We start from the raw sequence: 14,474 nt of genomic DNA, 5'->3' as shown, positions 1-14,474 counted from the left end.
TTACGAGTTCCGCATGATGATCGATTCAAGACGGTTGGCAACATGCTCGCAAGCATCGGTTGTCGTCTCGAGACGCTCGTAAGTTTCTTTGCGTTTAATCAGCTCGATTGGATCCGTAACGGTATCAAACAGGTTCTTAATACAAATACGAAGAAGCTCGTCCCCTTGATTCTCTAGATCGTTCAACCGAATCGTATGCTCACGAATAGCGAGCAGCTTTTTCTGAGAGAGCAAATGTACCGCTTTTTGAATTTCGTAGGCAGACTCGCGAATAATTTCAGCAAACTGCACAATATATTGATCCGGTTCTGTCAGATTGTACATGTAGAAACGGGATGCCGTTGCCTCAATACCGTCCATCACATCATCCAGCGTCGTAGCGAGCGCCATGATATCATCACGTTCAATCGGCGTAATAAACGTCTTGTTCAGTTCTTTGATGATCGTATGTGTGTAGTTGTCACACTCAGACTCATACTTCTTCAATTGATTCGTAAACTCGGCCATGTTGTTCAGGCTTCCGACATGCTGGGCAAAATAATCCGCAGCGTGTACGACCGTATCGGCCATACTCTCCAGTGACTCAAAAAATATATCCTTCTTCTTCTTCAAAGCCATTCTTATATCCCCTTCACAGAAAGATTGCGTGAAATGTAATGTAATGAAATGAAATGACAACATTTGATATCTTAACATACTTTACACCGCGTTTACACAAAAACCGAACAATTTTCATAATTCTACGTTGCCATCTTCATGTAGAGTGACCTGATCATGTCTCAATTATCCAAATGACTCACATAGCTTCCATCTATATCCTTGATATTCCTAGATATAACCATTAGATGTGTAAAAAGAATCATATTCTATCGAGCATGGATGAACTCTGAACTGTGTCATATGTACAACAAAAAAAGCCTCAGCTTGAATTCCGGTTATGACTAAACCATAAATTCAAGCCTAAGGCTCCTAATATGCATATTGAATTATACTGAAAACCCAGCTTTCTTGCGGATCAATCTTGCCGAATTCATCACTACGAATAGTGACGCAACATTATGAATGGCTGCACCCATAACCGGGTCAATCCATCCTGACGCTGCAAGCAGGATACCAATGACATTAAACGCCACGGCAAAGATCCAGATGTTCTGCCTTACGATAAACATCGTTGAACGGCTGATTCGCATGACCTCAGGCAGCTTCTCAAGCCGGTCGCCCATCAAGGCCACCTGTGACGACTGAATCGCCAGATCGGTCCCTGCCGCTCCCATCGCAATCCCTACATCGGCTGCGGCCAGGGCGGGCGCATCATTAATGCCTTCACCTACCATGGCTACAACGTAGCCCTCTCGCTGATAGCGGCGAATAACAGCCAGCTTGTCGTGCGGAAGCAGTCTTGTATGAACATCATCCAGCTTCAGCTCCCGCTGTAACGATGCGGCGGCTCCTTCACTGTCTCCGGTCAGAAGCACAATCCTTGAAACGCCAAGCTTTCGAATATGGGCAAGTGCTTGATCCGCCTCATCCCGCACTTGATCTCCAATGATGAGACCTCCCGCCAATTCTTCTTCTACTATAATGAGGAGGGCTGTCTCATGCTGATGCTCCGCCAGAAACTGCACAGCCGCCTCCGCGTCTGCAGCGCTGCCCGTCCACTGCTCTACGAGACGTTCATTCCCCACCCTAACCCGCTTGCCCGACACGACTGCACTGACACCCATGCCGATTTCCTGCTTGAAGTCCCTCGGCTCTTCGGCAATCCTGAGCTCACGTTCCTCCGCATATTCCTTGATCGCGAGACCGATCGGATGCTCGGAATATCGCTCTGCCCCTTCCACGCAGCATAGCAGCTCTGCTTCCGTCAGGCTTCCAAATGACTTGATCTGCTTCAGCATGGGCTTGCCCTCCGTAAGCGTTCCGGTCTTGTCGAAGCAAACCAGATTAACCCGGGAGAGTGCCTCCATAGCACGCCCGCCTTTTACGAGCACACCCCGCTTGGCAACGTTGCCCACACTGGCAACCACAGCGGTAGGCGTAGCGAGTACAAGTGCACATGGACAGGCAATAACCAGCACGGTCATCGTACGTACAAGATCGTCCGTGAACAGCCAGGTAACTGCAGCAGTTCCGAGAATGATCGGTGTAAAATAACCGGCAATCCGGTCGGCAAGCCTTTGCATGGGGCCCTTCGTTTCCTGTGCATCCAGCACAGAGGCAATAATTCGGCCCATCGTTGTTTCTTCTCCGGTTTTTGCCACGGTCATCTCAATTGAGCCAAACTCTGCAACGGTCCCCTGGTATACCTGACTGCCTGCGGCCTTGTCCTGTGGCATCGGTTCTCCCGTCAGAGCAGCTTCGCTGATGGAAGCCTTGCCTCTCGTCACGGTCCCATCGGCAGGTATACGTTCTCCTGGCCTTACCAGCACGCGGTCACCCGGAGCAAGCTCCGAGGTAGACACCCGCATCCATGATCCGTCTCGCCATACGGAGGCTTCCTCCGGCACAAGTGCCAGCAGCTCCTCGAAAGACTGCCGGGTCCGGTACAGTGTAATTTCCTCAAGCAGCTCACCCACAAGCATCATCAGTGCCACAAGTGCGGCAGCCTTGTAAAACCCGAGGTAGGCACAGCCTGCCATCGTAATAACGACCAGAGTGCCTGCAGTCAGCCTGTGTGTATCCAATACAGCCAGAAGTGCGCGGTATGCGATAACCCCGCCTCCAAGCAGCATGGCATAGAATGCGGGTGGAAATCCCGCGACTTCGTCCAGCATCGGAATATAAGAGACGAGTAAGGCGAGCCCGACAGCAGCGGCAGAAACCATATATACACGTTCCTCAGCTGCACTGTATTCATAATTGACTAAACTCCCAAATGACATAGGCCGTTAAGCCGGCGATAACTACACATGCCGAAATGAGCTTATGACGGGTATTTGCACGCTCTTTACTCAGCTGCCGCTGCTCCGAATCCTGGGATTCATAGCTGTCTTCCTCGTCCGGGTCAGGGCCTCCGGTCCTGCTGTTCCGATTCCGGTTATGATGATGCCGGGTCAATATTCCGTGATAGCCTTCATGCATAACGACTTCCATCGTATAGACACACTCCTCTATTTATACTTGGAAGGGTTGCTGTACCATGCCAGCTCCCTCTAACCAAGACTAAAGTTCAGGCTGAATCTCATGCTGCGCTGTAGTCAGTGATCCGTTCCCTTCCATGGCAGCGGATTCATCCGGCTTCACCGTCTGGCCCGGACGCGGCTTGATGTCTTCACAGGAGGTGTGTCCGGCCAAGAGGGTATAAGCTGCGATAAGTGCAGCTATTCTTATCCATTTCTTCATCTCAGCTCACCGCCAATTCTTATTTTTGATAGGTTGTAAAATCTATCACCCGAGTACAGATCCGATTCAGAAGATGACGGTCATGGCTGACAATGACAAGCCCCATCTTCCGCTTTTCTGCCAAGCCAAGCACCGCCTTCCATATTCGAGCCTGGGTAATGGCATCCAGCATCGTTGTCATCTCATCTGCTATGAAAAACCGGGTCTGCGGAGCCAAAGCACGAGCAATGCAGATTCGCTGCAGCTCCCCGCCGGAGAGCTCCGCCGGCCACCTCTCCAGCCAATCTGGATGGATATCGAGCGCTGCAAGCAGCTCCTCGTCGGGCTGCCAGCCTTCACTTAATATCCGGCCCACCTTCCAGCGAGGATTAACCGCACGTTCTGGATGCTGGAATATGAGCTGGATTGGTCTGTAGCCAGTGCTTGGCAACGGTCTTCCGTCCAGCAGCACCTTGCCCTCAAACTCCTTGTCATAGCCTGACATAATTCGGCATAAAGTGGACTTCCCACAGCCGCTGGGGCCTAGCAATCCTACAGCCTCCCCTTGTTTCACCTGGACATTTGCTTCCCGGAACAGCCACTGCTCCCTGCCATACCGTTTGTTTATGTTGTGAGCTTCAAGCATCATGAGCTTATCTCCCTACCCTCGGGTTATGTTCGTATCTTCTGCGTTTAACACTGCCCTGGCAGTGAATCAGATCAGCTGCCCTTCTCTTGCTGCGGCTGCCATGGCATAGTCAATTTCCTCCGGCACGGCAAAATCGTTCTGAGGCAGCGCTCGCCATAATGCCTGTGTATACGGGTGACGAAGACGCTCGCCCTTCCCAGTAAAATCAGCAGCCTCCGCCATTTCAAGTACCGTCCCGGAATAGAACACGGCAACCCGGTCCGCAATGGACAAAGCCGCTTCCAAATCATGTGTTATAAACACAACAGCTGTGCCGGCATCCGCAAACTGCCTGAACATATTCAGCGTCTCCTGTACAACCCCCTCATCGAGTCCCGGCGTAGGCTCATCAGCAATGAGCAGTCTGGCGCCGCTGACCGATGCAATGGATACAAGCACACGCCGGGCCATCCCGCCCGACAGCTGAAACGGGTAGCGCTTCGCCGCCTTCGGACCAAGCCGCATTTTTCGAAAGGCTTTGATCTGCTCCTCGACAGGATCTCCAACCCGCACAGCTTGTCTGACCTGCATGCCAACTCTCATCAGTGGATCAAGGAAGTCAACAGATTGTGGCACAATTGCGATTTCTCTGCCTCTCAGCTTCTTAATCAGCTTTGGAGTAAGGGACTGTCCATCGAAGGTGAGACTTCCATTCCATTTAGCGTTTCTTGGTAAAATTCCTAGTATAGCGTGGGCCAGCAGGCTTTTACCTGAACCGCTGGCTCCAACGACCGCTACAATTTCACCTGGATCAATGGTCATGGAAAGATTACGGATCATGGGCATATCCATCTGCCTGAGTCCCTTGTCATATCGGGTAAACGAAATATTTAAATCGTGGATTTCCAATAAAGATGTTGTCATAGGCTCTCCCTTCTACTCCTGTGAACGATGCGGACTGATCAGCGCATGCAAATTCTCGGCCAGCACATCAAACGCACGTACGACAATAAGCAGGCATAGTCCCGGGAAGAATGCCAGCCACCACATGCCTGTGGACAAATACCTCATCGATTCCGACAAAATGATGCCGATTGCCGGCTGATGCGGTGACAACCCCATGCCGAGGAAGGTTATAGAGGCCTCATGCAGAATCGCGTGCGGGAACAGCAGGAGTGTCCCAACAATAAACTGGGGGAGCAGATGAGGCAGCAGATGCCTCGTCGCAATCCACCATTTGGACCTGCCCATCTGCTCGGATATAAGCACGAACTCGCTCGTTTTCAAATACATTATTTCTGCACGAATCAAACGGGCAAGGCTCGGCCAATGCGTCAGTCCTACCGCAATAATGACTCCCTTGACGCCGCCGCCCATGACAAATGCGAGCAATATAAGCAGAACCAGATGCGGTACACTCAGGAACAGGTCAATCAGCCATGTAATGATTCGGTCGACGGTTCTGCCAAGGCTAGCTGCCATCAGTCCAAGTACAGCCGCAATGATCCCACTTGCCAGAGCTGCTGTCAGGCCGACACCAAGACTGAGAACAAGTCCTTTCATCGTTCTGGCGAGCATATCACGTCCCAGCCAGTCTGTTCCGAACGGATGTGCAAGAGATGGTGCCTGGTTCCGCTCAGTCAAATGAGTATCTAACATGGAGCTGCTCTGCAAGAGTGCAAGCAGTACCGGAATAACTAGCAGAACGATCGCAATGACTGAATAGATCACCGTTCTCGTTCTGCGATTAAGCGTGGTCATCATAGCGATTGTCCCTCCCTGATTCGAGGGTCAATCCAGCGGTATACAAGCTCTGATAGAAGATTCCCTGTGAAAACAAACAGCGTACTGAACAGCACAATGCCCATCAATAGCGGAACGTCGCCGCGCGTGCTCGCCTCCACCGTTGCTTGTCCCAGTCCGGGGTAAGAAAATACCTGTTCGACCAATACGGCACCACCAAACAGCTCGCTAAAGGAAGCGAACTGCAGCGTCACTGCGGGCAGGAGGATGTTGCGAAGTCCATGCCGGCGGAACAGGATGAAGCCGGCTTCGCCTCTTGCCTTCGCAAACAGTACATATTCGCTATCCAGCACCTCGACCAGCTTCTCTCGGGTATGCAGAGCAATATTGGATATTCCTACAATGCTGAGCGTGAGTGCTGGCAGGATCATATGACGCACCCGGTCCAGCCAGGTAACCTCTGCCGCTTCAACCCCTGCTGGAACACCCAGACCCACCGGAAAGACAGGAATCCATACCGTAAACAGAATGAGCAGCAGCATACCCGCCCAGAACGTCGGTGTGGATGACAGGCCATAGCAGTACCACTTGATGATGCGGTCAATCCAGGTTCCCTGCTTCATCGCTGCCAGTACTCCGGCGGCAAACCCGATCAATCCCGACAGCACCCAGGCTGCAAGCATAAGCACGAGAGAGCTCTTGAATCGATCTGCAATGACATCCAATACAGGTTCGCGGTGAATCATTGAAGTCCCGAAGTCGCCTTGTACCAGCGCATTGCCCCATGCTAGAAACCGCTCTACAGGCGGATCATTCAGCCCCCAGTATTCGGATATCGCTGCACGCTGCTCTGGGCTTACACGGAGCATATCTGCTCCGATATAAGCCTGCGTCGGATCAATCGGTGTATTGCTGATTAATATGAAGGTAATGACGCTTACGGCAGCAAGCAAGAGAATAAGCTTGAAGAACTGCCGTGCCACAAATTTAACGGTAACGGTCATCACGGCCATCAGCTATTCCTTCCATTCCCATTCTTCAATATTGGCCGTAATCGGCCAGCCGTGACCATGCGGGTGAATCTGCTGTTCCCCAATATCCAGCTTCTCGTTCACGAGATATAGATGGTTCAGGTTGACGAGCCAGGCCCATGGTGCGTCACCCGATGTGCTGAGGCCGGTCGTGCCGTCCCACTGTGCTTTTTTCCACAGCTCCATTGCTTCATCTTCGTCCGCAGCAGCAAGCGCGGCTTCCATATACTCATCAACCTGCGGGTTGTTGTAATAACCCGGGTTATAATATTCCATTCCAGCAAATTGGCTGCTGTACACATTGTACATTTCGAGCGGATCATTGCTTCCGAACCCTAACAATACAGCATTTGAGAACATCAGCTTATCAATCTCGTCCCAGCTCTTCCCTTCTACTGTAATGCGGATTCCCAATGGCTTGACCATGTCGGCGGCTGCGATGGCAAGGGACTGTCTGGTAGAATCACCAGAGGAGTAGATCAGCGTAAATTCCGCTTCAATACCATTCTTGTCCACGGTTCCATCTCCATTGGAATCCTCCCATCCACCTTCAGCCAATATGTCCTTCGCCTGCTCAATACTGCCATCCTCGAATACGGTATCCGAATTCCACCATGGCAGGTTGTCGCTGATGGAATAGGCTGGTGTTCCTTCTCCTTCCAAAATCCCTTCTACGAGCGCATCGCGGTCAATGCCGACATTTATCGCCTTTCGAATCGAAATATCCGCAGTAACATCATTGCCGATCGGGTAGCCCTCTTCTGTTGTACGGCCTTCCTCTGGCACATACGGGAACATAATGCCCCGGTTGTCAACGGACTGCAAGGATTCGAGCTTCATCCCTGGAATTTGCTGTGTGCTGAATGCCGGGGTCACAAATGCAGCGTCAACCGTACCTGCTTTTGCTGCCGCAAAGGCAGCATCCTCCTCCAGGAACAGGAAGGTCAGCTTGGAGAAGCTGGGCTTCTCACCATAATATAGTTCGTTTCGCTCGACGATCAGCTGCTGCCCTTTATCCCACTGGACAAACTTGAACGGACCCGAGCCAACGGGGTTCTGCGCGTAGTTATCCCCATAGGCATGTTCGGGCACGATGCCGAGTGTCGCCAGAACATAGACGAAGGTTGATTGCGGCTGCTTGAGCGTGAGCTCCACCGTATAGTCATCCATGGCCATTACAGAATCTAGATTGGTGAGATCAACTACGGAGCTGCTATCCTTCGCTGTTTCATATGTAAACACAACATCATCCGCCGTCAGCGCCTCTCCGTCGCTGAACCGGGCATCCTCTCTCAGCTTGACGGTCCAGATGAGCCCGTTCGTACTTGTCTCATAGCTTGCAGCCAGATCACTTACGATCTCCATCTCACTGTTACGTTTGAGCAGTGTGCTCTGGAACAAGGGCGAACCATACCGGCCCCAGCCTGTCGTTGGGTCAAATCCTGTATCCGGCTCACCTCCGACGGCAAGTATCAGTTCTTCCTTCCCTGCTGACTTGTCCGCTGTCGATGCAGAGGCTTGAAGCTCACTTCCTGTCTCCTTCTTGACCGGCTGTGCAGAACAGCCTGCTGCAGCAATTACCGCAAAAGCCAAAACCGCCAGTTGAATGGAACGGCCTCTTAACTTCATACTCCCCCGCTTCCTCTCTATGAACAACATAAAATGAACTTCGACAATTTTACCACTGCTATGCGATCTGTCTGTTACCTCACGGTAAAGGAAATGTAAAATTCTTTATTTTTCAATAAAATCATTCAACTTTCTTCTCTCTTTGACATTGTCATGATTAGCTTGGTGTACGTTTCTGGACCTGGTATTTATGTGGATACACAAAAAAATAGCCAGATCATCATGGCTTAGATAAGCGATGATGATCTGGCTATGTGGTTAATGTAACGTAATATGCTCTTCAAGTGCAGGAGAATCGGGCACAATGCTGAAGAAGCTTTTTCCCGGAACGAGCGGCAGCTCCTTCCCGTCTTTATAGAACCGAATGATGTCCCCTGAGGATTTTTTCCACTCTGCACGAATCAGCTGGCCCTGCTGGAACAGCATCGCCTCACCGCCGGATGACAGATCAAGGGCGAGTCTGCCTACATCATCCAGCACCCGATGTGAGGTCGACAGCACAACAATATTTGAAGCAGCTAAGCGTGTTCCATCATTTGCATCCAAATCCTCAGTACCATTCACGCTTCTTAAATATTGCTGCCTAGTACTGTCGTATTCGTAGCTTACGGTATAGCTGTCGTTCAGATAATAAATATCAAATGAACGGACTGCTTCTCCGCTTACCTCCGCTCCTTGCTCCAAATACGAATATACGGGTGCGTTGTTCTCTAGTGAGTATCCTCGGTTCTCTGCGCCTTCTCGCAGCTGATCGACAGAAGAATACAGATTGTGCGGTGCTTTGCGGTCACTGCTGCGGAAATAATAAGGTCCGCCATTCGAGATTTCATCGAGATATGGCTTCCCCTCATTTTGCAGTATCGAGTAGGCAGCCGGGCTTCCTCCCGCATGTGCCAGTATACCTCCATAGCTCTCGCCAAGCTCGATGAGGTACGGGCGAATGCTGCGGATTGGACCTAACGTTTCGGCAGCTCCTCCGCTCTGGAAGATCGCAATCAGCCGGGTAATGCCCCCCTCAGCCAGCACTTCATATATATGATCGGCTTGACTAAGCCCGGATTGGGGTCTTGCTGCCGGGGCATTATTGATCATTACCGCAAGAGGTCTTTCATCGACAGGCTCTGCAGAGCGAATACCTGTTAACGGAGCAGCATAAGCCAGCTCAGGCTCGGGCTCCGCTTCGGGCTCTTCTGTCAACTCCTCAGCGGGCCCCGGCGTCTCCACTACCGGCTCTGACGGCTCAGCTTCCGGTGTGCTATTGGATGAGCAAGCGGTTGTAAGCAGGATGAGTAAGAATAAGATGTATAATGAGGGCTTCCATCTTTCTACGATCTGCACGTAAGTGTGTTCCTCCTTCATCATCAGGGAAAGTAGCAGCATGCTTTTCTACCATTTAATCACAAATTCGAGCGAAATGTCTTTGATTTCCTGCGAGAAATTGCACAGATCAGATGAGATTCATGGAAATAGGCGTTTTTTTTAGATATATTGTGATTTTTATCACAAACATACGATGGGATATGTTTTAAGATAAAGACATCAAAAGAGTGATCACTTTTATAGATAGAACGAGCAAAAGAGTGTACAAAGATAAAGGCATTAACTTCTATCGCTCAATCTATCTTGATATTAACGAATGATCTTCAGACAAGGGGAATCCTACGATTCCTCACAAAAAAAGGATGGAGTGGTTTATATGTTTACAACATGGCTGAGAGAAAACAAGGTTGCAATGTGGCTGCTGACCGTACTTCGGGTATATCTCGGATATGACTGGATGACTCACGGCTGGCAGAAGCTGACGGGCGGAGGCTTTGATGCTACAGGATTCCTGACAGGAGCAATCGAGAAATCGACAGGTGAGGGTGCTACAGTTCAGGGCTGGTGGGGTGCATTTCTTGAAGGCTTTGCCCTTCCAAACGTAGAATTGTTTAACTTCCTCGTACCGCTCGGTGAATTCTTGGTCGGTGTAGGCCTCTTGCTTGGATGCTTCACTACCTTGGCTGCAGTGATGGCGATGGTCATGAACTTTGCGTTCCTCTTCTCGGGAACGGTGAGCACGAATGCACAGCTGGTACTTCTGCAGATCTTCATCGTTGTCGCTGGATACAATGCGGCTAAGATCGGTCTCGATCACTGGGTGATCCCTTATATCCGCGGAATGTACAACAAGTTCAGACATCGTAAGGACCCGGTGGCAAAAGTGAACACGAAGACGCAGCACACCTAAGCCCCGAAATAGATGATATAGAAACAGGGCAGGCCGCCCGACAAATCTTCCTCCATCGAAAAAACATGGAGAGCAGGCTTATCGGGGACCTGCTTTTTGCTATAACCGTTCATACCGGCACGCTTCCGTGGTATACTCTCTTCACGGCCCGCTTGTATGGGCATTTAATCCATGATGGAGGTGTGACAACCCCTTGGCTACGAATCGCCGTTTAATTACCAACCTTGACTTTGAAGAAGCCATGACTCGCAAAAGACGCATTCGCGTTTTTAAGGATAACCAGCAGATCGACTCCGGCGGTGTTATTATTCGCTATGATGAGATGACCATTGTCATTCAATCCAGTGTCAGCGATATTGCCTATCATCAGCGGCAGGACTGTGAGTTCTTCGAGCTTAAATCTTAGGACCTGCCGGTTGCTCGTATATAAACAATAAAAGGCATCCCCTGGGGGAAGATCGTCTCTTCCATTAGGGAATGCCTTTAACTTCGTTATAAGTTAACCGAATTGCCAGCAATTCAGACTCAAACTGCCGTACTGATAGGCTTGAAACCTCTTCTGTGCTCTGCGTTCCTTGTCTGCTGCTCCCATTGCATAGAATAAGGGTGCAAAATGCTCTGATGCATAAGAAGGGACCGCATCTTGGGCATTCGGGGCTTTTTTCTCGTAATCATAAAGGTCTCGAAGATTCCACTCCTCCAGCTTCAATGTGAGCCATTCATCAAACTCGGCAGCCCACGCTGCGGGTTCTGAATCTGGACTAAGCTTCCTCAAATTATGTACCAGCCCGCCGCTGCCAATCACTAATATATCCTCGTGTCTTAAAGGCTCCAGCATACAGCCGATACGGTATTGCTCCTGCTCTGACCGCATGGAATCGACAGACAAGCTGACGACCGGAATATTCGCTTCCGGATACATATGCCGAAGAATGACCCAGGCACCGTGATCAAGTCCTCTTCCTGTAACGAGCTTGTAGGGCAGATTCTGTGCTGCCATCAATTGGCCAATCCTCATCGACAGCTCCGGATCGCCCGGGGCAGGATATTCAATCTTGTACATTTCTTTAGGAAATCCGTAAAAATCATGCATCGTTGTATGAAACTCATCTACAGACAGTGACTGCACCGGCTCATCATAATGAGCGGAGAATAAGGCAATACCTTTCGGGACCGGTAAGCTGGCACCAAGCTCTCTCAAGAACGCTGTGTAGTTGTTGTCCTCTATGACGAGGGTGGGTGAACCGTGCGCAATAAACAATGCAGGTAACGTCATTGCTGCCAAGCCTCCAGACACAGGTAGAATGGGTGTATGTGTTTATTTTACATCTAGAGGTGGACGAAATAAAGTTGATTCATTCAGTACTGAAACATTTATTTCTTCCATTAGATCATCCAATGCTGCCAGTCTTGGCTCGCATTACGCTGCTCTGTTAACCACGCACGGGTACGCTTGATGAGCTGCTCACGTTCCGGTCCCGATGAAAAGGTATGGTCTCCTTGAAAAATAATATCCTTATCACAGCGACCCTCGCTGCGCATCCAGAATACCTTCTGATATAAAAAGGCGTAATCGACCGGGATCGTATCATCGCTCGTTCCGTGAATGACCAGCACATCACCTGAGAATTTGAGCGCCTCCTGAAACGGCTGGAAATCGGCGAGCGATTCAAAGTATGCCGGAGTAAAGCGATAGCCTAAATAATCTGCCGCCCCCTCTTTGACAGAGGTGTCGTATTTGTCACGGCCTGTTATTTTTATAATATCATTAAAAGGATACCCTACAGCAGACCACAGAATAAGCTTGGTTACTCGCTTGTCCCTTACTGCGGTATGAAGTGCTGTAGCTCCTCCGAGACTGTGACCTAGCAGCGTCACCTGCTGAGGATCGACATCACAGCAATCCAGGGCATAGTCAAGCACGCTCTTCGTCTGATTTATCATCGACTGCAGCCCTTCAGCGCCATATTCACCTGTACTCTCACCACAGCCGATATAATCAAACCGAAGCACCAGGTTCCCGTCCTCCGCCAGTTCTCTCGCCGTTTTGACAAATAAACGGTCAACACCAATACGATTACCAACAAACCCATGGCAAATAACGATCAGCGGTACTCGTGCCGGCTTCTTGCCTTCTGAGATTTCGGATACCACCGGATAATGGATCGTTGCTGCTATTTCCTCTTCCCCATGCTTAATGCCAATTTGTCGTTCCATATGACTTCCTCCCAGTAAAAAGTAACACCTAAACGAATACCAAACTATATTTCAATTAATTCCGATAAGTTTAATGTGAATTAGTTGAAGATAGTGTAGCACCATTCTTTACCGAAAGTCAATCCACTCCATGGAATTCTCTATGGCCTATTCATAGCTCCGGCGAAACATCGCATGGGTTTCTGATTTGCCCTTCCATTCCACAGGCTCCGCTTCAGTCTCCCCGCGCGGTATTACTCCCTCATCATCTGATCCAAACTCCGTATCCGCTATTGTCCGATAGACGGGTGCTACATTCGCAATCTCAGCACTGATCTGGGCTGTTCCCTTCACCCGCTGGGTCTCTGCAGAACGGCTCACTTGATGAGCCCATGCAAATTCCTCATTACGACTCGTTGTTTCTTCAATATGTTCTGCCTTCACAACCTCATCCTTGACTCCTCTCGACTGGCTGTTTAACAGATACTGTCTCGTTGCATCGTTCTGTGTCATGATCGAAACCCTCCTTATATATGCGTACTGCTCTTAGATAAGCACACGACATAGTGTGTGACAGGAGATAACTGGCTATACACTCCCGCTCTGACCCTGAATTGGCCTCATAAAACTTAATGAGACGGATTAATCCAAGCTCTGATTCGGAATAATAACAAGCAGCAATCGAAGATTACAGGAAAGGAAGATATCACATGAAGCTCATGTTCCACTGGATTGAACATCACCTGGGAAGTGTATTTCTCTGTCTTGCCGTCATCGCTGCCATAATATATGTAGCTGTTCATCATACTCAGCTGTTCTATAAAGAATAAGCCTACACCTAACTTTGCTAATTCCACCTTACTCCCGTATACTTTATTCATATGATGTACGGATATAGGACAGAGGAGTGGACAATAAAGTAATGAATCGCAGCAAACAAATCATGCTGATCAGGAATCGGCAAACTACGGTCATTGGTCAGATGACATCTCCTTCCAGGGAGTTCTATGCCCTGATCGAGGAACAGGTCAGGAACTCGCGCATTCCTGAGCTCGAGCTCGAGGAGCTGCTGCTCCGCATGGGACAGGAAATCTTAGAAGCACAACGTAAGGGCACCGATCTGAAGCAATTATTCGGCGGTAAACCGGACAAGTATATTAAAGAAGAAGAGAATAAATATGCGCTGGGAGCAGCACCCGCTGCAAATTCGAAAGCCTCCTCCACCGTCTCAGCTAAAGATGCGGATAAGATTAATAATGAAAATACAGATAATACCAAAGGAATTAAATTCAATCTCATGATTGCCTGGGCTGCGGTATCGATGGTATTTCTGCTAATGGGACTCATCGGGCAGGTGACTTCGTTAGCGGGCCAAGATCCATCATCCTATACGAGTATCAGCCTGTTTACATTAGCCCTCATCGCCGGTGGCGCGATTGTATTAATTCAGATTCTCCTCTCTTTTAATCATGCACCGGAGGATGAAGAGACCCATCGGTCACCGAGACGCGCTGGATTTAATCTGAAATCCATCATCAATTATCTCATCGTCGTGGTCATCATTTTGCTTCTGGGCTACATATTCGGCAATATGCTTCCCGCTATTCAGCTGTCTGCCATTGCCCTCATCGCTATTGGAGCCATCGGACTTGTGCTCGTTAAACCGATCTTCGGAAGAAAAAAAAGGGCTTAATTC

General features: G+C 49.7%; 16 protein-coding genes. 3 read left to right on the top strand and 13 right to left on the bottom strand.

Features of this window, described 5'->3' with window-relative positions:
- The 10 genes from TCA2_RS17075 to TCA2_RS17030 all read right to left on the bottom strand — a co-directional run bounded on the left by TCA2_RS17075 (position 1) and on the right by TCA2_RS17030 (position 9,690).
- Positions 1–618, bottom strand: a complete 618-nt coding sequence (locus TCA2_RS17075; protein ID WP_047912821.1) for a DUF47 domain-containing protein — start codon at positions 616–618, stop codon at positions 1–3.
- Between the two features lie 368 nt (positions 619–986).
- Entirely contained in the window at positions 987–2,825 is a 1,839-nt protein-coding gene (locus TCA2_RS17070) for a cation-translocating P-type ATPase (protein WP_052512115.1), read from the bottom strand.
- A gap of 28 nt (positions 2,826–2,853) precedes the next feature.
- Positions 2,854–3,093 (bottom strand): hypothetical protein, encoded by a 240-nt coding sequence (locus TCA2_RS17065; RefSeq protein ID WP_047912819.1) that lies wholly within the window; start codon positions 3,091–3,093, stop codon positions 2,854–2,856.
- A 69-nt stretch (positions 3,094–3,162) separates the two neighbouring features.
- Positions 3,163–3,342, bottom strand: a complete 180-nt coding sequence (locus TCA2_RS17060; RefSeq protein WP_047912818.1) for a hypothetical protein — start codon at positions 3,340–3,342, stop codon at positions 3,163–3,165.
- A 19-nt stretch (positions 3,343–3,361) separates the two neighbouring features.
- A complete protein-coding gene (locus TCA2_RS17055; protein WP_047912817.1) occupies positions 3,362–3,970 on the bottom strand; it encodes an ABC transporter ATP-binding protein in 609 nt (202 codons plus the stop codon).
- Positions 3,971–4,036: 66 nt separating this feature from the next.
- On the bottom strand, positions 4,037–4,873 hold the full coding sequence (locus TCA2_RS17050; RefSeq protein WP_052512113.1) for an ABC transporter ATP-binding protein: 837 nt from the start codon (positions 4,871–4,873) through the stop codon (positions 4,037–4,039).
- Positions 4,874–4,885: 12 nt separating this feature from the next.
- Entirely contained in the window at positions 4,886–5,713 is an 828-nt protein-coding gene (locus TCA2_RS17045) for an ABC transporter permease (protein WP_047912816.1), read from the bottom strand.
- Positions 5,710–6,696 (bottom strand): ABC transporter permease, encoded by a 987-nt coding sequence (locus TCA2_RS17040; protein ID WP_047912944.1) that lies wholly within the window; start codon positions 6,694–6,696, stop codon positions 5,710–5,712. The genes TCA2_RS17045 and TCA2_RS17040 overlap by 4 nt, the downstream gene beginning before the upstream one ends.
- 12 nt (positions 6,697–6,708) lie before the next feature.
- Complete coding sequence (locus TCA2_RS17035) at positions 6,709–8,352, bottom strand: ABC transporter substrate-binding protein (protein ID WP_047912815.1); 1,644 nt, start codon at positions 8,350–8,352, stop codon at positions 6,709–6,711.
- A 258-nt stretch (positions 8,353–8,610) separates the two neighbouring features.
- Positions 8,611–9,690 (bottom strand): DUF3048 domain-containing protein, encoded by a 1,080-nt coding sequence (locus TCA2_RS17030; protein WP_047912814.1) that lies wholly within the window; start codon positions 9,688–9,690, stop codon positions 8,611–8,613.
- A gap of 358 nt (positions 9,691–10,048) precedes the next feature.
- Here TCA2_RS17030 and TCA2_RS17025 point away from each other — a divergent pair, with 358 nt between their 5' ends.
- Positions 10,049–10,582: a DoxX family protein gene (locus TCA2_RS17025; RefSeq protein ID WP_047912813.1), complete on the top strand. Its 534-nt coding sequence runs from the start codon at positions 10,049–10,051 to the stop codon at positions 10,580–10,582.
- Between the two features lie 193 nt (positions 10,583–10,775).
- Positions 10,776–10,988: a hypothetical protein gene (locus tag TCA2_RS17020; RefSeq protein WP_047912812.1), complete on the top strand. Its 213-nt coding sequence runs from the start codon at positions 10,776–10,778 to the stop codon at positions 10,986–10,988.
- A 93-nt stretch (positions 10,989–11,081) separates the two neighbouring features.
- On the opposite strand, the gene TCA2_RS17015 is transcribed toward TCA2_RS17020, so the two are convergent.
- The 3 genes from TCA2_RS17015 to TCA2_RS17005 form a co-directional block, all read right to left on the bottom strand.
- On the bottom strand, positions 11,082–11,858 hold the full coding sequence (locus TCA2_RS17015) for a class III extradiol ring-cleavage dioxygenase (RefSeq protein WP_047912811.1): 777 nt from the start codon (positions 11,856–11,858) through the stop codon (positions 11,082–11,084).
- Positions 11,859–11,968: 110 nt separating this feature from the next.
- The gene (locus TCA2_RS17010) at positions 11,969–12,799 is read right to left on the bottom strand and encodes an alpha/beta hydrolase (RefSeq protein WP_047912810.1); all 831 of its coding nucleotides are present in this window, start codon (positions 12,797–12,799) and stop codon (positions 11,969–11,971) included.
- Positions 12,800–12,946: 147 nt separating this feature from the next.
- Complete coding sequence (locus tag TCA2_RS17005; protein WP_047912809.1) at positions 12,947–13,291, bottom strand: hypothetical protein; 345 nt, start codon at positions 13,289–13,291, stop codon at positions 12,947–12,949.
- Positions 13,292–13,700: 409 nt separating this feature from the next.
- Here TCA2_RS17005 and TCA2_RS16995 point away from each other — a divergent pair, with 409 nt between their 5' ends.
- A complete protein-coding gene (locus TCA2_RS16995; protein WP_047912807.1) occupies positions 13,701–14,471 on the top strand; it encodes a DUF1129 family protein in 771 nt (256 codons plus the stop codon).
- Positions 14,472–14,474 lie beyond the last annotated feature (3 nt).

The organism is Paenibacillus sp. TCA20 (assembly GCF_000732325.1).
Taxonomy (GTDB): domain Bacteria; phylum Bacillota; class Bacilli; order Paenibacillales; family Paenibacillaceae; genus Paenibacillus; species Paenibacillus urinalis.
This window is presented reverse-complemented; position numbering and strand designations above follow the sequence as displayed.